Below are 18,370 nucleotides of genomic sequence, written 5' to 3'. Positions count from 1 at the left end.
GGAATGACCATGAACGACCAAGAGACCCTGCTTTCGGTACGCGACCTGACCATTGCGCTGCCGCGCGGCGGCGACCGCGAATACGCCGTGCGCGATGTGTCCTACGACATCCGCGTCGGGGAGATCCTGTGCATCGTCGGCGAGTCCGGCTCGGGCAAGTCGATGAGCGCCAACGCCATCATGGGCCTGCTGCCCGACTACCTCCAGCCGCAGGGCGGCCAGATCCTGTTCCGCGGCAAGGACCTGCTGCGGCAGGACGAGGCCACCCTGCTGTCGATGCGCGGCAAGGACATGGCCATGATCTTCCAGGAGCCGCTGTCGGCCCTCAATCCGCTGATGACCGTGGGCGAGCAGATCGGCGAAGTCATGCGCGTGCACGACGCCTACCCCGGTCCGCAACGCCAGCGCCGCGTGCTCGAGCTGCTGGCGTTCGTCGGCCTGCCCGACCCGGCCGTCCTGTGCGACGTGTACCCATTCCGCCTGTCCGGCGGCCAGCGCCAGCGCGTGATGATCGCCATGGCCCTGGCGCTCGAGCCGGCCCTGCTGATCGCCGATGAGCCGACCACCGCCCTGGATGTCACCACCCAGGCGCAGATCCTCGCCCTGATCGCCCGGATCCAGAAGGAAAAGGGCATGGGCGTGATGTTCGTCACGCACGACTTCGGCGTGGTGGCCGAGATCGCCCATCGGGTGGCGGTGATGGAACAAGGCATCCTGGTCGAGCAAGGTCCGGCCGAGGAAGTCCTCAACCGCCCGCAACACCCGTATACGCGCCGCCTGATCGCCGCCGTCCCGCACCGGCGCGCCGACGCCCGCCCCCCGGTGGCGCAGGACGCGCCGGTACTGGCGGTCGACAAGCTGTGCAAGACCTATGTCACCGGCCATGGCTGGTTCGGCAAGAAGCGGGTGGTGCGCGCGGTCGACGAGGTCAGCTTCGAGGTGCGCCGCGGCGAAACGCTGGGCATCGTCGGCGAATCCGGTTCGGGCAAGTCCACCATCGGCAAATGCCTGCTCAAGCTGATCGGCATCGACGGCGGCAAGCTGGTGTTCAACGGGCGCGATATCGCCGGATTGTCCGAAAGCCAGTTCCGGCCGCTGCGCAAGGACATCCAGATGATTTTCCAAGATCCGTTCGCCTCGCTCAACCCGCGCCAGACCCTGGGCCGCATCATCAGCGACGGCCCGGTCGCCAACGGCAAGACGCGCGCCCAGGCCGAAGCCCGCGCGCGCGAACTGCTGACCCTGGTGGGGCTCGATCCCTCGGCCTTCGACCGCTATCCCAACCAGTTCTCCGGCGGCCAGCGCCAGCGCATCGGCATCGCGCGCGCCCTGGCGCTGGAGCCGCAGGTGCTGGTGGCCGACGAGTCGGTTTCGGCGCTGGACGTGTCGGTGCAGGCGCAGGTGCTGCAGCTGCTGCACGAATTGCAGCAGCGCCTGCGCATCGCGCTGATCTTCATCACCCACGATCTGCGCGTGGCGGCGCAGATCTGCAATGCCGTGCTGGTCATGCACCGCGGCAAGGTGGTGGAGTACGGCACCCCCGCGCAGATTTTCGACCAGCCGCAGAACCCTTATACGCAGCAGTTGATCGCCGCCGTTCCCGGCCAGCACTGGGACCCGACCAAGGCGCAGACCGCCTAGGTGTGAACTGTCAATAGGTTGTATTCGTCCAGGTTGAGTCTGGAGATGGGTACAGCGCGCCCGATGCCTTGGTGGGGTCGATGCCAGTTGTAGTGGTGTAGCCAGGATTTCATGGCATCGGCTCGGTGTTGGGAGTTCTGGTAGGTGTGAGCGTAAGCCCACTCACGCAAGGCCGACTGGATGAAGCGTTCGGCCTTGCCATTGGTCTGTGGGCGGTAAGGTCGGGTAAAGCGGTGCTTGATGCCCAGCTCATGGCACAGCGCGGCGAAGGCGCGGCTGCGAAAGGCCGAGCCATTGTCGGTGAGCAAGCGCTGGATGGTCACGCCCAGGCGCTGGTAGTAGGCCACTGCGTCCTTGAGGAACTGGACGGCGCTGGGGAAGCGCTCGTCGGGGTGGATGTCGGTGAAGGCCACGCGGGCGTGGTCATCGATGGCCACGAAGACGAAGTCCCAGCCGGCCCCCTCAACGGTATCGCGTCGGTTGCCCGTGACCCGGTGGCCAGGGCGCTGGATACGTCCCAGCTTCTTGATGTCGATGTGCAGCAGATCGCCGGGGGCCTGATGCTCGTAGCGCACCACCGGCTCGGCCGGCTCCAGGTCGGCCAGGTGCGACAGACCGGCGCGGGCCAGGACGCGGCTGACGGTGCTGGCTGACACGCCCAGCGCCTGGGCGATGCGCGCTTGGGTCAGCCGCTTGCGGCGCAGCTCCACGATAGCCAGCGCCTTGGCCGGCGCAATCGCTCGGGGCGAGACCGTCGGGCGCGAGGACGCATCGGCCAAGCCCGCCTGGCCCTGAGCCAGGAAGCGGCCCAGCCATTTGCGCACAGTCGGCGCGGTGACCCCATGGGCGCGGGCCGCTTCAGGCACACAAACTTGATGGGCGATCAATTGCTGGACCATTTCGAGTCGACGTAGGAAGGTCAATCGGGCATGCTTATGGGTGTTCATCCGGCCGGGCTCCTTGAGTGAACTGGGGGGGTGGCGATTTCCAGTTTCTCAAATCCGGTTCGGATGAACCATGCATACAACCTATTGAATCTTCACACCTAGGGCCGCAACGCCCTCGATCGCGCCGCACAGGAGAGCCGACATGGACAACGCAGAACTGACCCGCCGCAAGGAGGCCGCCACGCCGCGCGGCGTGGGCGTGATGTGCAACTTCTACGCGGACCGCGCCGAGAACGCCGAACTGTGGGATACCGAAGGCCGCCGCTACATCGACTTCGCCGGCGGCATCGCCGTGCTCAACACCGGCCATCGCCATCCGCAGCTGATGCAGGCGCTGCAGGCGCAGATGAGCCGCTTCACCCACACGGCCTACCAGATCGTCCCGTACGCCAGCTATATCCAGCTGGCCGAACGGATCAACCAGCTCGCGCCGGGCGATTTCGCCAAGAAGACCGCCCTCTTCACCACGGGAGCCGAGGCGGTCGAGAACGCCGTCAAGATCGCCCGCGCGGCCACCGGCCGGCCCGCCGTCGTCGCCTTCGGCGCGGCGTTCCACGGCCGCACGCTGCTGGGCATGGCCCTGACCGGCAAGGTCGTGCCGTACAAAGTGGGCTTCGGTCCGTTTCCGGCCGACATCTACCATGTGCCGTATCCGAACGCGCTGCACGGGGTATCCACCGATGACGCGCTGGCGGCCCTGGGCACCCTGTTCAAGACCGACGTGGACCCGCGCCGCGTGGCGGCCATCATCATCGAGCCGGTACAGGGCGAGGGCGGTTTCAATATCTGCCCGCCGGCCTTCATGCAGGCGCTGCGCGCCCTGTGCGACGACCACGGCATCCTGCTGATCGCCGACGAAGTCCAGACCGGCTTCGGCCGCACCGGCAAGCTGTTCGCGATGGAACACTACGGCGTGGCGGCCGACCTGACCGCCATGGCCAAGAGCCTGGCCGGCGGCATGCCGCTGTCGGCGGTGTGCGGCCGCGCCGAGGTCATGGACGCGCCGCCGCCGGGCGGCCTGGGCGGCACCTATGCCGGCAATCCGCTGGCGGTGGCCGCCGCGCTGGAGGTGATCCGCATCATCGAGACCGAGGACCTGCTGGCGCGCGGCACGCGCCTGGGCCACCAGTTACGCGACCACCTGGAGGCGCAGCGCCACGACGCCCCCGAGATAGCCGAGGTGCGGGCGCTGGGCGCCATGGTGGCGGTGGAGTTCCGCCAGCCCGGCAGCGATGCGCCCAGCCCCGAATTCGCGCGCCAGGTCCAGGCCCGCGCGCTCGAACAAGGGTTGCTGCTGTTGACCTGCGGCAGCGACGGCAACGTCATCCGCTTTCTTTTCCCGCTGACGATCCCGGAGGCGGTCATGCGCGAAGCGCTGGACATCCTGGCCCGGACGTTGCGCGGCCAGAACGCTTGAATGCCCACACACGACCAAGGAGATTGACCATGAAACGCCCAGGCGCCATCCCCACGGTGCAGATCGACAACGAGCGGGTCAAGGTGACCGAGTGGCGCTTTCCGCCCGGCGGCGAAACCGGCTGGCATCGCCATAGCATGGACTATGTCGTCGTGCCCATGACCACCGGCCCGCTGCTGCTGGAAACCCCCGAAGGGTCGGTCACCAGCCAGCTCACCCGCGGCGTTTCCTATACCCGCCCGGAGGGCGTGGAGCACAACGTGATCAACCCCAGCGACACGGAATTCGTCTTCGTGGAAATCGAGATCAAAGCAGCGTAGCCCCCAATCAGCGAGGACAGCCATGAAGGCGTTTTTTCCGAAGAACAGCTGTTGCATGTGCCCGAGCAATTCATGCGGCTGGGCCGCATCAGCGCGCCCACCGACGTGCCGGCCCGCGCCGAGACGCTGCGCGCCATGCTGGCCTCGCGCGGCGTGACGGTGGACAGCCCGCCCGACTACGGCCGCGAGCCGCTCGAGGGCATACACAGCCACGAGTACCTCGACTATCTCGAACACGCGTACACCCGCTGGCAGGCGATGCGCGCCAACGGCGCCGACCCCGGCCCCGAAGTGCTGCCCAACCTGTCGCCGTACTACAACGGCCGGGTCGAGCATGCCGCCCGCGGCCCGTGCCCCTCCACCTCCATCGTGGCCGAAACCGGCTACTACCTGAGCGACCTGTCGTGCCCGGTCGGACCGCATACCTGGCGCTCGGCCCTGCGCTCGACCCATTGCGCCGTGGCCGCCGCCGACTGGGCGCTGCAGAACCAGGCCCTCGCCTACGCGCTGTGCCGGCCTTCCAGACACCATGCGCACCGCGACCGCGCCGGCGGCTTCTGCTACCTCAACAGCAGCGCGGCGGCCGCGCAGCGCCTGGCGCAACGCTGCGAGCGCGTCGTGGTGCTGGACGTCGACGCGCATCATGGCGATGGCACGCAGAACATCTTCTACCAGCGTTCGGACGTGATGACCATCTCGCTGCACGCCGACCCGTCCGGGTACTACCCGTTCTACACTGGCTATGCGCACGAGCGCGGCTACGGCAGCGGCCACGGCTACAACCTGAACTTCCCCCTGCCGCACGGCGCGCGCAACGCCATTTTCCTGGAAACCCTGGACAGCGCCCTGACCGCGCTGCGCGACTACCGGCCGCGCGCGCTGGTGCTGGCGCTGGGTTTCGACACCTACAAGGACGACCCCATCAGCGTGCTCAAGCTGGACATGGACGCCTATCGCCAGATCGGCGAACGCATCAACGGCCTGGGCCTGCCCACCGTGGTCGTCCAGGAAGGCGGCTATATGGTGCCGGCCATCGGCCCGGCGCTGGAAGCCTTCCTGCAGGGCATGGCGCCCGCCACAGTCTGACCCGCAACGGAGCCTCATCATGACTACTGCCACCGCACTTTCGATCAACGGCCAACGCCTGTGGGACTCGCTCATGGAGCTGGCGAAAATCGGCGCCACGCCCAAGGGCGGCAATTGCCGCCTGGCGCTGACCGAACTGGACGGCCAGGGCCGCGACCTGCTGGTGCGCTGGATGCGCGAAGCGGGCCTGGAAATCACCGTCGACCAGGTCGGCAACATCTTCGGCCGCCGGCCCGGCGCGCGTCCGGAACTGCCCAGCGTGGCCACCGGCAGCCACATCGACACCCAGCCCACCGGCGGCAAGTTCGACGGATGCTTCGGCGTCCTGGCCGGACTGGAGGTCATGCGCACGCTGCAGGACCACGACGTGCGCACCGAGGCGCCGCTGGAACTGGCGATCTGGACCAACGAGGAAGGCACGCGCTTCGTGCCCGTCATGATGGGGTCCGGCGTGTTCTGCAATATCTTCCCGCTCGAAACGGCGCTGGCGGCCACCGACGTGGACGGCAAATCGGTGCGCGACGAGCTGGCGCGCATCGGCTACGCCGGCGACGCGCCGGTGGGCCAGCGCAAGCTGGGCAAGTACTTCGAGGCGCATATCGAGCAAGGCCCCATCCTGGAAGCCGAGGACAAGGTCATCGGCGTGGTCACCGGCTCGCTCGGCTTGCGCTGGTACGACGTCACCGTGACCGGCATGGAGGCGCACGCCGGCCCCACGCCCATGCCCATGCGCCGCGACGCCCTGTACGCCGCCACGCACCTGATGCAGGAAGTCGTGCGCATCGCGCTGGACTACGCCCCCCAGGGGCGCGGCACCGTGGGCGTGGCCAACGTCTATCCGTCCTCGCGCAACGTCATTCCCGGCAAGGTGTCGTTCACGGTCGACCTGCGCCACCCGGACGCCGCGCGCCTGGCCGAGATGGACGCCCGCCTGCGCCAGGCCTGCCAGGCGCTGGGCGCGGGCGACACCACCGGCTATCCGGTCGGCGTCGATCTGCGCGACGTCCAGCACTTTCCCCCCACGCCCTTCGAGCCCGCCCTGATCGGCGCGGTGCGCCAGCAGGCCGAGGCTCGCGGCTACAGCCATATGGATATCGTCACCGGCGCCGGCCACGACGCCGTCTACGTCGCCACCGTCAGCCCGACGGCGATGATCTTCGTGCCCTGCAAGGACGGCATCAGCCACAACGAAGTGGAAGACGCCGACCCGGCCCACCTGGAGGCCGGCGCCAACGTCCTGCTGGGCGCCATGCTGCAGCACGCGGGCATGGTGGAGCGCTGAACATGGCCCCCGCCCCGGCGCCGGCCGCCGCCCGCCAGCGACGCCTCGGCATAGCGCTGTTCTTCGGCGCGCTGGTGGCCTTCGCCACCTTCGACGCGGCCTGCAAGTACATGCTGCAGTTCTATCCGGCGCCGTTCCTGAATGTGATGCGCTACACGGCGGTGGCCACCATCGCCGCGTTCATGCTGCTGCGCCACGGCCTGCCGCGCCTGTCGGCCACGCCGCGCCGCGGCCTGCTGGTGGTGCGCGGCCTGATGCTGGGCACGGTGGGCACCTGCTTCATGACGGCGCTGATCTGGATGCCGCTGTCCGAGACGACCGCCATCTACTTCACCTCGCCGATGATCATGGTGGCGTTGTCGCCCTGGTTGCTGGGCGAATCGGTCGGACGCGCCCAGTGGCTGGCGGTGGCGGTCGGGTTCGGCGGCATGCTGCTGATCGTGCGGCCGGGCGCCGACCTGCCCGCGCTGGGCACCGTGCTGATGGCGGTGGCCGCCGTCAGCTACGCCATTTTCCAGCTGCTCACGCGCAAGCTGGCCGGCCAGGTGCCGGGCCACGTGCAGTACGCCTACACCGCCTTCATCTGCCTGCTGATGACGGCCCTGCCGGCGCCGTTTTTCCTGCCGCAGCCCTGGCCCGGCCTGGCCGACAGCCTGGTGATCATCGCCCTGGGCCTGTGCAACGGCCTGGCGCAGATCCTGTTGATCGGCGCCTTCCAGCGCGTCGAAGCCTCGACGCTGGCGCCGCTGAACTACTGCCACCTGCTGATGGCCGTCGCCTTCAGCACCTTCTGGTTCGGCATGCCACCCGACGCGCCGGCCACAGCCGGCATGGCGCTGATCGTGGCCGCCGGCATTTTCCTCGTCACGCGGCGCGCCCCCGGCACGCCGCGCCTGCCCGTCCGCGACAAGGAGTCCGCCGCATGAGCACCCTGCCCCCGCTGTCCCATTGGGAATCCCTCGCCGCCGGCCTGACGCTGCGCAACCAGGCCTTCATCGACGGCCGCTGGCACGATGGCCAGGCCGGGCCGCTGGCCGCCATCAACCCGGCCACCGGCCAGTTGCTCGCCGAAGTGACGGCCTGCTCGCAAGCCGATATCGACCAGGCCGTCGCGGCCGCGCGGCGCGCCTTCGAGTCCGGCGTGTGGTCGCGCATGCCGCGCCGCGAGCGCAAGCAATGCATGCTGCGCCTGGCCGCGCTGATCCGCGAGCACGCCGAAGAACTGGCCCTGATCGAAACGCTGAACATGGGCAAGCCTATCGGCGACACCATGGCCTTCGACATCCCGGAAACCGCGCATACCTACGCGTGGTATGCCGAGACCATCGACAAGCAGTACGACGAAATCGCCCCCACCGACGCCGACGCGCTGGCCACCATCACGCGCGAACCGCTGGGCGTGGTGGCCGCCGTGGTGCCATGGAACTACCCGCTGCTGATGGCCTCGTGGAAGGTGGCGCCGGCGCTGGCCGCCGGCAACAGCGTGATCCTCAAGCCGGCCGAGCAGTCCTCGCTGTCGGCCCTGCGGCTGGCCGAACTGGCGCTCCAGGCCGGCATCCCCGCCGGCGTGCTCAACGTGGTGCCGGGCGCCGGCCCGGTGGCCGGGCGCGCGCTCGGACTGCACATGGACGTGGATTGCCTGGCCTTCACCGGCTCGACCGCCACCGGCAAGCGCTTCATGGAGTATTCCGGGCAATCCAACCTCAAGCAGGTCTGGCTGGAATGCGGCGGCAAGTCGCCGCACATCATTTTCGACGACTGCCCCGACCTGGACCGCGCCGCCCTGGCGGCGGCCATCGGCATCTTCAACAACCAGGGCGAGGTCTGCATCGCGGGCTCGCGCCTGTATGTGCAGGCCGGCATCTACGACACCTTCGTCAGCAAGGTGGAGGCGTGTGCGCGCGCGATGCAGCCGGGCAATCCGCTCGACCCGGCCTCGCCGATGGGCGCCATGGTCGATGAGAGGCAGATGGCGCGCGTGCTGGAATATGTCGAAAGCGGCCGGCGCGAAGGCGCGCGGCTGCGCATGGGCGGCGAGCGCGTGCGCGCCGACAGCGGAGGCTACTACATAGAACCCACCATCTTCGAATGCGCGCGGCCCGACCTGACCATCGTGCGCGAGGAGATCTTCGGCCCCGTGCTGGCGGTCACCCGGTTCGACGGCGAAGACGAGGTGGTGGCGCAGGCCAATGCCTCCGCCTATGGCCTGGGATCGGGCCTGTGGACGGCCGACCTGTCGCGCGCCCATCGCGTCTCGCGCAGGCTGCGCGCCGGCCTGGTATGGGTGAACTGCTACTTCGACGGCGACGTGACGGTGCCGTTCGGCGGCGTCAAGCAATCCGGCTTCGGGCGCGACAAGTCGCTGCACGCGCTGGACAAGTACACCTCGCTGAAGACGACCTGGATCCGCCTGTAGCCGGGGCCGCTCAGTAGCCGCGGCGGCGCGTCACCATGCCGGTGACCGGCTCGCCGCGCAGGAAGGCGCGGATCTTGGCCGCCAGCTGCGCCACCGTTTCGCGGCGCAGGCTGATGGCCGCGATGTGCGGGGTGATCGCCACGCGCGGATGCGACCAGAACGGGTGGCCGGCCGGCAAGGGCTCTTCGCGAAACACGTCGAGCGCCGCGCCTGCCATATGCCCGCTGTCGAGCAGCGCCAGCAGGTCCTCTTCCACCAGGTGCTCGCCGCGCCCCATGTTGATCAGGTGGGCGCCCGGCAGCAATTGCGACAGGGTATCGCGGCGCAACAGGTCGCGCGTCTCGTCGGTCAGCGGCAGCGTGTTGACCAGCACCCGGGTGCGCGCCAGGAAGGCCGGCAGCGCATCGGCGCCGCCAAAGGCCTGCACGCCCTGCGGCGCATTGCCGCTGCGCGACCAGCCCGCCACCGGATAATCCATGCCGGCCAGGGTCTGCGCCACGCGCGTACCCATCACGCCCATGCCCAGCACGCCCACCGGCCATTGCGTGCGATCGAGCTCGGGCAGCGGATGCCATTGCCCGGCGCGCTGCTGCGCGTCATACGCGTCGAACTGGCGGCTGGCGCGCACCAGCGCATGCGCCGCGTACTCGGCCATCTGCACCGCCATGCCCGCGTCCTCCAGTCGCACCACGGGAAAATCCGGCGGCAGCGTCTCCAGCCTGAACAGCGCGTCCACGCCGGCGCCCAGGTTGAACGCCGCGCGCAGGCCGAGCTCGCGCTCGAACAATTCGGCCGGCGGGTTCCAGACCACCGCCAGTTCGGCATGCTGGACCGGCTGGCTCGCCTGCCATGCGACCACCTCGGCCTCGGGCAAGGCCGCCTGCAAGGGCTCCGTCCATTCGCGCGGATCGATGGCATTGCAGGAGGCGTAGATGATTTTCACGGCGGTTCCATGGCGGCAGGCAGACGGTAGGGACCATAGCCGGCGCCACGCCTGCGCGGCGCCGTCTTGGCGGATAATGACGATGATATAACAGCCTCGTCCAGGAATCCGGCATCACCGCAACGGAAACGCAACCATGACCACTCTCAGCTCCGCCCAGCAGCAGGACATCTAGTACCAGCTGCACTCCTACACCAACGCGGTCAAGCACCGCGACGTGGGCCCGCGCATCATCACCCACGGTGAAGGCGTATACGTGTTCGACGACCAGGGCAACCGCTACCTCGAAGGAATGGCCGGCCTGTGGAGCGTCGCGGTGGGTTTCGGCGAGCAGCGCCTGGTCGAAGCCGCGGCGCGCCAGTTCCAGGAACTGCCCTACTACCATACGTTCACGCACAAGTCGCACCCCAGCGTCATCGCGCTGGCCGAGCGCCTGATCGGCTACACGGACGGGCGCATGGCCCAGGCGTTCTTCACCAACTCCGGCTCCGAGGCCAACGACACGGTCGTCAAGCTGGTGTGGTACTACAACAATGCGCTGGGCCGCCGCGACAAGAAAAAGATCATCGCGCGCCAGCGCGGCTACCACGGCGTCACGGTCGCCTCGGCCAGCCTCACCGGCCTGCCCGGCAACCACAAGGACTTCGACCTGCCGCTGCCGCAGATCCGCCACACCGCCTGCCCGCACTACTACCGCTACGGCCTGCCGGGCGAAACCGAAGAAGATTTCGCCACCCGCATGGCCGGCGAACTCGAGGCCATGATCCTGCGCGAAGGCCCGGACACGGTGGCAGCCTTCATCGGCGAACCTGTCATGGGCGCCGGCGGCGTCATCGTGCCCCCGCGCACGTACTGGCAGAAAATCCAGGCGGTGTGCCGCAAGTACGACATCCTGGTCATCGCCGACGAAGTCATCACCGGCTTCGGGCGCCTGGGCCAGCGCTTCGGCTCGCAGGTCTTCGACATCGAGCCGGACATCATGGTGCTGTCCAAGCAGATCACCTCCTCGTACCAGCCGCTGGGCGCGGTGCTGCTCAATACCCGCGTGGCCGACGTGGTGGCCGAACACAGCGGCCGCCTGGGCACTTTCGGGCATGGCTATACGGCCAGCGGCCACCCGGTCGCCACCGCGGTGGCGCTGGAGAACCTGCGCCTGATCGACGAACGCGGCCTGATCGAGCACGCCGCCGAAATGGGCGCGCTGCTGCACCAGGAGTTGCAGGCCCTGTCCAGCCATCCGCTGGTGGGCGAGGTGCGCGGCGTCGGCCTGATCGCCGGCGTGGAGCTGGTGGCCGACAAGGCCACGCGCCAGCCCTTCGACCCGCTCGGCAAGGCCGGCGGCTATGCCTACGAGCGCGCGCACGACCATGGCCTGATCGTGCGCGGCATCCAGGACACCGTGGCCTTCTGCCCGCCCCTGATCATCACCGCCGAACAGGTGCGCGACATGGTCGCGCGCTTTGCCCGCACCCTGGACGACGTCGCCGCCCACGTCGCGCAAGGCTGAGCGGCGGGCGCGCGCGCATGCCGGCGCCGCGGCTTCAGCCGCGGGAAAAATGCGCGCGCGTCAGCTTCACCACCACCGGCGACAGCAACACCAGCGCCACCAGGTTGGGAATCGCCATCAATCCGTTCAGGGTATCGGCCAGCAGCCAGGCGAAATCCAGCTTGGCGACCGCGCCGAATGGCACGGCCACGACCCACACGATGCGAAACGGCAGGATCGCCCGCACACCCGTCAGGTATTCCCAACAGCGCTCGCTCAGGTAGCTCCAGCCCAGGATGGTGGTAAAGGCGAAAATCGTCAGCGCCACGGCGATCACGTAGTGGCCGATGCCCGGCATAGCGGCATCGAACGCCGCGGCCGACAGCGCGGCACCGCTTTCACCGCCGGTCCACATGCCCGAGCACACGATAACCAGCCCCGTCATCGAACAGATCACGATGGTGTCGATGAACGTGCCTATCATGCCTATCAGGCCCGATTGCACCGCGCTGTTGCTGGTGCCGGCCGCCTGCACGATCCCGGCGGTGCCCAGGCCGGCCTCGTTGGAGAAAATACCGCGCGCCACGCCGTAGCGCATGGCGGCCATCACGGCCGCGCCGGCAAAGCCACCAGTGGCCGCCGCCGGCGAGAAGGCATGCGTGAAAATCAGAGCCAGGGCGGCCGGAATGGCGTCGGCCATCAGGATCAGCGAGATCACGGCCGCCACGATGTAGGCCACGCACATGAACGGCACCAGCGCCGACGCCACCGCGCCGATGCGCCGGATCCCGCCCAGCACCACCATGCCGATCAACACCATGGTCGCCACGCCCGTCGCCCAGTCAGGAATGCCGAAGGACGTACCCAGCGCGTCGGCCATGCTGTTGACCTGCACCATGTTGCCGATGCCGAAGCCGGCCAGGCCGCCAAACAGCGCGAACAACGTGCCCAGCCACGCCCACCGGGGGCCCAGTCCATTGCGGATGGCGTACATCGGCCCGCCGGTGAACTCGCCGCGCGCATCCCTTTCGCGGAAATGCACCGCCAGCAGCACCTCGCTGTACTTGGTCGCCATGCCGACCAGCGCGGTCACCCACATCCAGAACAGGGCGCCCGGCCCGCCCAGGAAAATGGCCGTGGCCACGCCGGCGATGTTGCCGGTGCCCACGGTCGCCGCCAGGCTGGTCATCAGCGCCTGGAACGGGCTGATCTCTCCGGTGTCGGCGTCGCCCTTGGCGCGGTTGCCCCAGGCGAGCCGGAACCCCGCGGCGATCTTGGCCAGCGGCATGAAACGCAGGCGCAGCATGAGAAACAGGCCGGTGCCAAGAATCAGCACCAGCATCAACGGCCCCCAGACCAGGCCGTTGACGCTGTCTACGATCGAATCCAGGAAATGCATCACGGTCTCCATGGGATGATGGCTACCAGTGTATGCAAAACGCGGCGGCCGTCACAATCTGCCGCCTGCCGCTCAGCGTCGCCGCGACCCCAGCAGGGATCCCAGCACGCCCCGCACCAGTTCGCGCGCCATCTGGCGCGCCGTGCTCTTGGCCACGCTCTGGACCACGCCGTCGCGCTTGCCGCCGCGCGAACCGGTCGAACCGAACAGCACCTCGTTGATGCCTTGCATCAGCCCGCCTTCCTCGGCGGGCGCGGCCGGCGCGCCATTCTTGCCCGCGGGCGCGCGGGCGCCGTCCGTGGCCGGCGCATCGGCCGCGGCGCGCGCGGTCAGCACCTCGTAGGCCGACTCGCGGTCGACGGTCTGCTCGTACTTGGGCGCCAGCGGCATGGCCTGCCTCAAGGCCTGGCGCTCGGCATCGGTGGCCGGGCCGATGCGGCTGCCCGGCGGCAGGATCCAGGCGCGTTCGGTCGGGGTCGGCCGTCCCTTGGCATCCAGCAGCGAGACCAGGGCCTCGCCCACGCCGAGCTCCGTGATGGCGGCCTCGATATCCAGCCCCGGATTCGGGCGCATCGTCTGCGCCGCCGTCTTGACCGCCTTCTGGTCGCGCGGCGTGAAGGCGCGCAAGGCGTGCTGGATGCGGTTGCCCAGCTGGCCCAGCACGGTGTCCGGGATGTCCAGCGGATTCTGCGTCACGAAGTACACCCCCACGCCCTTGGAGCGCACCAGCCGCACCACCTGCTCGATCTTGTCCAGCAGCGCCGATGGCGCATCATTGAACAGCAGGTGCGCCTCGTCGAAGAAGAACACCAGCCCGGGTTGCTCCGGGTCGCCGATCTCTGGCAGCTTCTCGTACAGGTCGGCCAGCAGCCAGAGCAGGAACACCCCGTACAGGCGCGGCGCCTGCATCAGCTTGTCGGCCGCCAGGATATTGACCATCCCGCGCCCCTGCGCGTCGGTGCGCAGCAGATCGTGCACGTCCAGCATGGGCTCGCCGAAGAATTGCTCGGCGCCCTGCGACTCCAGCCGCAGCAGGCCGCGCTGGATGGCGCCCACCGTGGCGGCCGACACATTGCCATAGCGCGTCTTCAGCTCGGCCGAGCGGTCCGCCACGTTCTGCAGCATGGCGCGCAAGTCCTTCAGGTCCAGCAGCAACTGCCCCTCGTCGTCGGCCACGCGGAACACCAGCGTCAGCACCCCTTCCTGGGTATCGTTGAGCTCCAGCATGCGCGACAGCAGCAAGGGCCCCATGTCCGACACCGTGGCGCGGATCGGCACGCCCTGTTCGCCGAACACATCCCATAGCGATACCGGGCTGGCGCCCCAGGCCGGCTCGGGCAGGCCCAGGTTCTTCAGACGCTCCTGCAGTTTCGGCGATGCCGTACCCGCCTGCGATATCCCGGTCAGATCCCCCTTTACATCAGCCATGAAAACCGGCGTGCCAATACGGGAAAACGCTTCGGCGAGCACCTGAAGCGTCACCGTTTTGCCCGTGCCGGTGGCGCCGGTAATGCAGCCGTGCCGATTGGCCAGCGCGGGCAGCAGCGCCAGCTCGGTCTGGGCATTCTTGGCGATAACAATGGGATCAGGCATAACCGCTCTCCGGAAGGGGGCAAAATCGGACGCCCAAGTGTAGAGCCTGGGCCGCCGCTTGTGGGCCGTGGCATGCACGACACACGCCTGCGGGGCGGCAGGGGCCCAGGCAGGCTAAAATAGGCATCTTTGCCGACAAATTCTTCGAGAAGCCATGGCCGGACACAGTAAATGGGCCAATATCCAGCACCGCAAGGGCCGCCAGGACGCCAAGCGGGGCAAGCTCTGGACCAAGATCATTCGTGAAATCACCGTCGCCGCGCGTGCCGGCGGCGCCGACCCGGACAGCAACCCGCGCCTGCGCATGGCCTGGGACAAGGCGACCGACGCCAACATGCCCAAGGACAACATCCAGCGGGCCATCCAGCGCGGCGCCGGCGGCGCCGACGGCGAAAGCTACGAGGAAGTCCGCTACGAAGGCTACGGCATCGGCGGCGCGGCGGTCATCGTCGACTGCATGACCGACAATCGCACCCGCACCGTCGCCGAAGTGCGCCACGCCTTCGCCAAGCATGGCGGCAACCTGGGCCAGGAAGGCTCGGTGGCCTTCATGTTCAAGCACTGCGGCCAGTTCGTGTTCGCGCCCGGCACCTCCGAGGAAACCGTCATGGAAGCCGCCCTGGAGGCCGGCGCCGAGGACGTCGCCACCGACGAGGAAGGCGTCATCGAAGTCGTCTGTGCGCCGGCCGATTTCACCGCCGTGCGCCAGGCCTTCGAGGCCGCCGGCCTGAAGGCGGAAGTCGACGGCGTGGTCATGAAGGCGCTCAACGAAACCGAGCTCACCGGCGAAGACGCCGTCAAGATGCAGAAGCTGCTCGACGTCCTGGAAAGCCTGGACGACGTGCAGGAGGTCTACACCAACGTCGTGTTCGACGAAGCGCAATAACCGTCCGGGCGGCCATGCCGCCCGTTTCCCGGCCTTGCCGTGCAAGCGCCGCGCCTTCTCCACGGGCATGAGTGGCAACCTTCAGAAACCCCGCAACATGAAACTCCTGGTAATCGGCTCGGGCGGCCGCGAACACGCCCTCGCATGGCGTCTGGCCCGCTCCCCGCGCGTCCACAAGGTCTACGTGGCGCCCGGCAACGGCGGCACCGCGCAGGGCGAGCAGCTCGAGAACGTACCGCTGACCAGCGCCGAGGAACTGGCCGACTTCGTCCAGCGCGAGGGCGTGTCGCTGACCGTGGTCGGCCCCGAGGCGCCCCTGGCCGCCGGCGTGGTCGACGTGTTCCGCGCCCGCGGCCTGAAGATCTTCGGTCCGACCAAGGCGGCCGCGCAGCTGGAAAGCTCGAAGGATTACGCCAAGGCCTTCATGGTCCGCCATGCCATCCCCACGGCGCGCTACGAAACCTTCACCGATCCGGCCCAGGCGCACGCCTATGTCGACCAGCACGGCGCGCCCATCGTGATCAAGGCCGACGGCCTGGCTGCCGGCAAGGGCGTGGTGGTCGCCATGACGCTGGACGAAGCGCATGGCGCGATCGACGCCATGCTGGGCGACGGCTCGCTGGGCGAGGCCGGCGCGCGCGTGGTGATCGAGGAATTCCTCACCGGCGAAGAAGCCAGCTTCATCGTCATGTGCGACGGCCGCCATGTGCTCGCCCTGGCCACCAGCCAGGACCACAAGCGCCTGAAGGACGGCGACGCCGGTCCCAACACCGGCGGCATGGGCGCCTATTCGCCCGCCCCGGTCGTCACGCCCGAGCTGCACCACCGCATCATGCGCGAAATCATCCTGCCGACCGTGCAGGGCATGGCGCGCGACGGCATCCCCTACACCGGCTTCCTGTACGCCGGCCTGATGATCGCGGCCGGCGATGACCCCGACCGGCCCATCAAGACGCTGGAGTACAACTGCCGCATGGGCGACCCGGAAACGCAGCCCATCATGATGCGCGTCAAGAGCGACCTGCTTGATGCGTTCGAGCACGCCGTCGACGGCACGCTCGACCAGGCCGACATCGTCTGGGACCGCCGCACCGCCCTGGGCGTGGTGCTGGCCGCCCACAACTACCCTGCCACGCCGCGCACCGGGGACGTGATCGCCGGCCTGCCCGCCGCAACGGAAGACTGCGTGGTATTCCACGCGGCAACCGCCCTGGACGGCGATGCCACCAAGACCACCGGAGGGCGCGTGCTGTGCGTCACCGCCCTGGGCGACTCCGTGCGCATCGCGCGCGACCGCGCCTACGAGGCCGTGGACGCCATCCACTTCGACGGCCGCCAGTACCGCACCGACATCGGCTGGCGCGCGCTCAAGCCCTCGCAGCAGAAAGCCCCCAAACCCACCGCCTGATCGCCGTTTAGCGCTATGACCGCCGTAGCCATTCCCGCCGTACGCGACTACCTCACCGACCTGCAAGGCCGCATCGTCGCCGCGCTCGAACAGGCCGGCGGCGAGGCGTTTCGCACCGATGCCTGGCAACGCGCCGAGGGCGGCGGCGGCGTGTCGCGCCTGCTCGAGGGCGGCCAACTGTTCGAACGCGCCGGCGTGCTGTTCAGCCATGTCAAGGGCACGCGCCTGCCGCCATCGGCCAGCGCCCACCGCCCCGAGCTGGCCGGCCGCGGCTGGGAAGCCATGGGCGTCTCCATGGTCCTGCACCCGCGCAACCCCTATGTGCCCACCACGCACATGAACGTGCGCATGTTCGTGGCCGCCGCGCGCCCCGGGCATGCCGAATCCGACGTGTTCTGGTTCGGCGGCGGGCTCGACCTCACCCCGTACTACCCGTTCGAGGACGACGCGCGCCATTTCCACCGCGCCTGCCGCGACGCGCTGGACCCGCACGGCGCCGATTACTACCCGCGCTACAAGCAGTGGTGCGACGAATACTTCTTCCTCAAGCACCGCAACGAAACCCGCGGCATCGGCGGCATCTTCTTCGACGATCTGAACGAACCCGGCTTCGACGCCTCGTTCGCGCTCACGTGCTCGGTCGGCGACAGCTTCCTGCCCGCCTACCTGCCCATCGTCCAGGCCCGCCGCGACATGCCCTACGGCGAACGCGAACGCGACTTCCAGGCCTACCGGCGCGGCCGCTACGTCGAATTCAACCTGGTGTTCGACCGCGGCACCCTGTTCGGCCTGCAATCGGGCGGCCGCACCGAATCCATCCTGCTGTCCATGCCGCCGCTGGCGCAATGGCGCTACGATTGGCAGCCGCAGGCCGGCACGCCCGAAGCCGCCCTGGCCGAGTTCCTGCGACCCCGGGAATGGGTGTGACACGCATCGGCCTGCTCGGCGGCAGCTTCGACCCGGTGCACGTCGCGCATATCGCGCTGGCCGACACCGCCAGGCAGTTCCTCGGGCTGGACCAGGTACAACTGATACCGGCCGCCAACCCCTGGCAACGCCAACCCCTGAAGGCCTCGGCGCCACACCGCCTGCGCATGCTGGAACTGGCCATCGCCGGCCACCCCGCCCTGGCCATCAACCCGGTCGAAATCGAGCGCGGCGGCGCCACCTACACCGCCGACACCGTGCGCGCCCTGCCCGGCGGCCCGCAGTACTTCTGGCTGCTGGGCACCGACCAGCTGCAGAATTTCTGCACCTGGCGCGACTGGCAGGACATCGCCGCCCGCATCGAGCTGGCCGTGGCCACCCGGCCCGGCGCCTCGATCGCCCCGCCGGCCGAGCTGGCCGCATGGCTGGCCGCGCACCGGCGCCAGCTGCACGAACTGCCCTTCGCACCCATGGCCGTATCGGCCTCCGACATCCGCCAGCGCCTGGCCGCCGGCGCCGCCACCGACGGCCTGCTGCCCGAGCCGGTCGCGGCTTATATCGCCACGCATCACCTGTACCGCTGAACCCGTCCAACGGGCCCAGTCCGCCACATCGACAC

The 18,370-nt window shown here is 68.8% G+C and carries 17 protein-coding genes; 13 read left to right on the top strand and 4 right to left on the bottom strand.

Features of this window, described 5'->3' with window-relative positions; translation table 11 throughout:
- The first annotated feature begins 3 nt into the window (after positions 1-3).
- The gene (locus BN118_RS03970) at positions 4-1,641 is read left to right on the top strand and encodes an ABC transporter ATP-binding protein (RefSeq protein WP_014905544.1); all 1,638 of its coding nucleotides are present in this window, start codon (positions 4-6) and stop codon (positions 1,639-1,641) included.
- Here the strand turns inward: BN118_RS03970 and BN118_RS03965 are convergent.
- The gene (locus BN118_RS03965) at positions 1,638-2,588 is read right to left on the bottom strand and encodes an IS481-like element IS481 family transposase (protein WP_014905543.1); all 951 of its coding nucleotides are present in this window, start codon (positions 2,586-2,588) and stop codon (positions 1,638-1,640) included. The genes BN118_RS03970 and BN118_RS03965 overlap by 4 nt on opposite strands.
- A 17-nt stretch (positions 2,589-2,605) precedes the next feature.
- Between BN118_RS03965 and BN118_RS20380 the strand changes: the two genes are divergently transcribed.
- The 7 genes from BN118_RS20380 (at position 2,606) to BN118_RS03935 (ending at position 9,109) form a co-directional block, all read left to right on the top strand.
- The gene (locus BN118_RS20380) at positions 2,606-2,749 is read left to right on the top strand and encodes a hypothetical protein (protein WP_162268683.1); all 144 of its coding nucleotides are present in this window, start codon (positions 2,606-2,608) and stop codon (positions 2,747-2,749) included.
- The gene (gabT, locus tag BN118_RS03960; RefSeq protein ID WP_014905542.1) at positions 2,731-4,005 is read left to right on the top strand and encodes a 4-aminobutyrate--2-oxoglutarate transaminase; all 1,275 of its coding nucleotides are present in this window, start codon (positions 2,731-2,733) and stop codon (positions 4,003-4,005) included. Before BN118_RS20380 ends, gabT begins: the two co-directional genes overlap by 19 nt.
- A 29-nt stretch (positions 4,006-4,034) precedes the next feature.
- Positions 4,035-4,325: a cupin domain-containing protein gene (locus BN118_RS03955; protein WP_010930852.1), complete on the top strand. Its 291-nt coding sequence runs from the start codon at positions 4,035-4,037 to the stop codon at positions 4,323-4,325.
- 72 nt (positions 4,326-4,397) lie between these two features.
- Entirely contained in the window at positions 4,398-5,411 is a 1,014-nt protein-coding gene (locus BN118_RS03950; protein WP_047122810.1) for a histone deacetylase family protein, read from the top strand.
- 19 nt (positions 5,412-5,430) lie between these two features.
- On the top strand, positions 5,431-6,693 hold the full coding sequence (locus BN118_RS03945; RefSeq protein WP_010930854.1) for a Zn-dependent hydrolase: 1,263 nt from the start codon (positions 5,431-5,433) through the stop codon (positions 6,691-6,693).
- 2 nt (positions 6,694-6,695) lie between these two features.
- Complete coding sequence (locus BN118_RS03940; protein WP_010930855.1) at positions 6,696-7,619, top strand: DMT family transporter; 924 nt, start codon at positions 6,696-6,698, stop codon at positions 7,617-7,619.
- Positions 7,616-9,109: an aldehyde dehydrogenase gene (locus BN118_RS03935; protein ID WP_010930856.1), complete on the top strand. Its 1,494-nt coding sequence runs from the start codon at positions 7,616-7,618 to the stop codon at positions 9,107-9,109. The genes BN118_RS03940 and BN118_RS03935 overlap by 4 nt, the downstream gene beginning before the upstream one ends.
- Before the next feature lie 10 nt (positions 9,110-9,119).
- Here BN118_RS03935 and BN118_RS03930 read toward each other — a convergent pair whose 3' ends face one another.
- On the bottom strand, positions 9,120-10,052 hold the full coding sequence (locus BN118_RS03930) for a 2-hydroxyacid dehydrogenase (RefSeq protein ID WP_010930857.1): 933 nt from the start codon (positions 10,050-10,052) through the stop codon (positions 9,120-9,122).
- A 181-nt stretch (positions 10,053-10,233) separates the two neighbouring features.
- On the opposite strand from BN118_RS03930, the gene BN118_RS03925 reads away from it, so the two are divergent.
- Positions 10,234-11,559 carry an aspartate aminotransferase family protein gene (locus BN118_RS03925; RefSeq protein WP_076879554.1) on the top strand — a complete coding sequence of 442 codons (1,326 nt, stop codon included), beginning with the start codon at positions 10,234-10,236 and terminating at the stop codon, positions 11,557-11,559.
- 34 nt (positions 11,560-11,593) lie between these two features.
- On the opposite strand, the gene BN118_RS03920 is transcribed toward BN118_RS03925, so the two are convergent.
- Positions 11,594-12,937, bottom strand: coding sequence for an alanine/glycine:cation symporter family protein (locus BN118_RS03920; RefSeq protein ID WP_023853659.1), 1,344 nt, complete (start codon positions 12,935-12,937; stop codon positions 11,594-11,596).
- 72 nt (positions 12,938-13,009) lie between these two features.
- Complete coding sequence (locus tag BN118_RS03915; protein WP_023853666.1) at positions 13,010-14,530, bottom strand: helicase HerA-like C-terminal domain-containing protein; 1,521 nt, start codon at positions 14,528-14,530, stop codon at positions 13,010-13,012.
- 154 nt (positions 14,531-14,684) lie between these two features.
- Between BN118_RS03915 and BN118_RS03910 the strand changes: the two genes are divergently transcribed.
- The 4 genes from BN118_RS03910 to nadD all read left to right on the top strand — a co-directional run bounded on the left by BN118_RS03910 (position 14,685) and on the right by nadD (position 18,335).
- Positions 14,685-15,416 (top strand): YebC/PmpR family DNA-binding transcriptional regulator, encoded by a 732-nt coding sequence (locus BN118_RS03910; protein ID WP_010930861.1) that lies wholly within the window; start codon positions 14,685-14,687, stop codon positions 15,414-15,416.
- Positions 15,417-15,483: 67 nt separating this feature from the next.
- Positions 15,484-16,824: a phosphoribosylamine--glycine ligase gene (gene purD, locus BN118_RS03905; RefSeq protein WP_010930862.1), complete on the top strand. Its 1,341-nt coding sequence runs from the start codon at positions 15,484-15,486 to the stop codon at positions 16,822-16,824.
- Between the two features lie 15 nt (positions 16,825-16,839).
- Positions 16,840-17,751, top strand: coding sequence for an oxygen-dependent coproporphyrinogen oxidase (gene hemF / locus BN118_RS03900; RefSeq protein ID WP_010930863.1), 912 nt, complete (start codon positions 16,840-16,842; stop codon positions 17,749-17,751).
- Positions 17,742-18,335: a nicotinate (nicotinamide) nucleotide adenylyltransferase gene (gene nadD / locus BN118_RS03895; protein ID WP_010930864.1), complete on the top strand. Its 594-nt coding sequence runs from the start codon at positions 17,742-17,744 to the stop codon at positions 18,333-18,335. Before hemF ends, nadD begins: the two co-directional genes overlap by 10 nt.
- Positions 18,336-18,370: the final 35 nt, after the last annotated feature.

The organism is Bordetella pertussis 18323 (genome assembly GCF_000306945.1).
Lineage (GTDB): Bacteria > Pseudomonadota > Gammaproteobacteria > Burkholderiales > Burkholderiaceae_B > Bordetella > Bordetella pertussis.
Note: the sequence above shows the minus strand (reverse complement) of the source record. Positions and strands in the feature narration are given on the sequence as shown.

Coding starts and splice junctions, on each gene's coding strand:
- purD (WP_010930862.1), top strand. CDS start 15,484: ATGAGTGGCAACCTTCAGAAACCCCGCAACATGAAACTCCTGGTAATC.
- gabT (WP_014905542.1), top strand. CDS start 2,731: ATGGACAACGCAGAACTGACCCGCCGCAAGGAGGCCGCCACGCCGCGC.
- nadD (WP_010930864.1), top strand. CDS start 17,742: ATGGGTGTGACACGCATCGGCCTGCTCGGCGGCAGCTTCGACCCGGTG.
- BN118_RS03910 (WP_010930861.1), top strand. CDS start 14,685: ATGGCCGGACACAGTAAATGGGCCAATATCCAGCACCGCAAGGGCCGC.
- BN118_RS03935 (WP_010930856.1), top strand. CDS start 7,616: ATGAGCACCCTGCCCCCGCTGTCCCATTGGGAATCCCTCGCCGCCGGC.
- BN118_RS03955 (WP_010930852.1), top strand. CDS start 4,035: ATGAAACGCCCAGGCGCCATCCCCACGGTGCAGATCGACAACGAGCGG.
- BN118_RS03940 (WP_010930855.1), top strand. CDS start 6,696: ATGGCCCCCGCCCCGGCGCCGGCCGCCGCCCGCCAGCGACGCCTCGGC.
- BN118_RS03915 (WP_023853666.1), bottom strand. CDS start 14,530: ATGCCTGATCCCATTGTTATCGCCAAGAATGCCCAGACCGAGCTGGCG.
- BN118_RS03965 (WP_014905543.1), bottom strand. CDS start 2,588: ATGAACACCCATAAGCATGCCCGATTGACCTTCCTACGTCGACTCGAA.
- BN118_RS03970 (WP_014905544.1), top strand. CDS start 4: ATGACCATGAACGACCAAGAGACCCTGCTTTCGGTACGCGACCTGACC.
- BN118_RS03945 (WP_010930854.1), top strand. CDS start 5,431: ATGACTACTGCCACCGCACTTTCGATCAACGGCCAACGCCTGTGGGAC.
- hemF (WP_010930863.1), top strand. CDS start 16,840: ATGACCGCCGTAGCCATTCCCGCCGTACGCGACTACCTCACCGACCTG.
- BN118_RS03920 (WP_023853659.1), bottom strand. CDS start 12,937: ATGCATTTCCTGGATTCGATCGTAGACAGCGTCAACGGCCTGGTCTGG.
- BN118_RS03950 (WP_047122810.1), top strand. CDS start 4,398: ATGCGGCTGGGCCGCATCAGCGCGCCCACCGACGTGCCGGCCCGCGCC.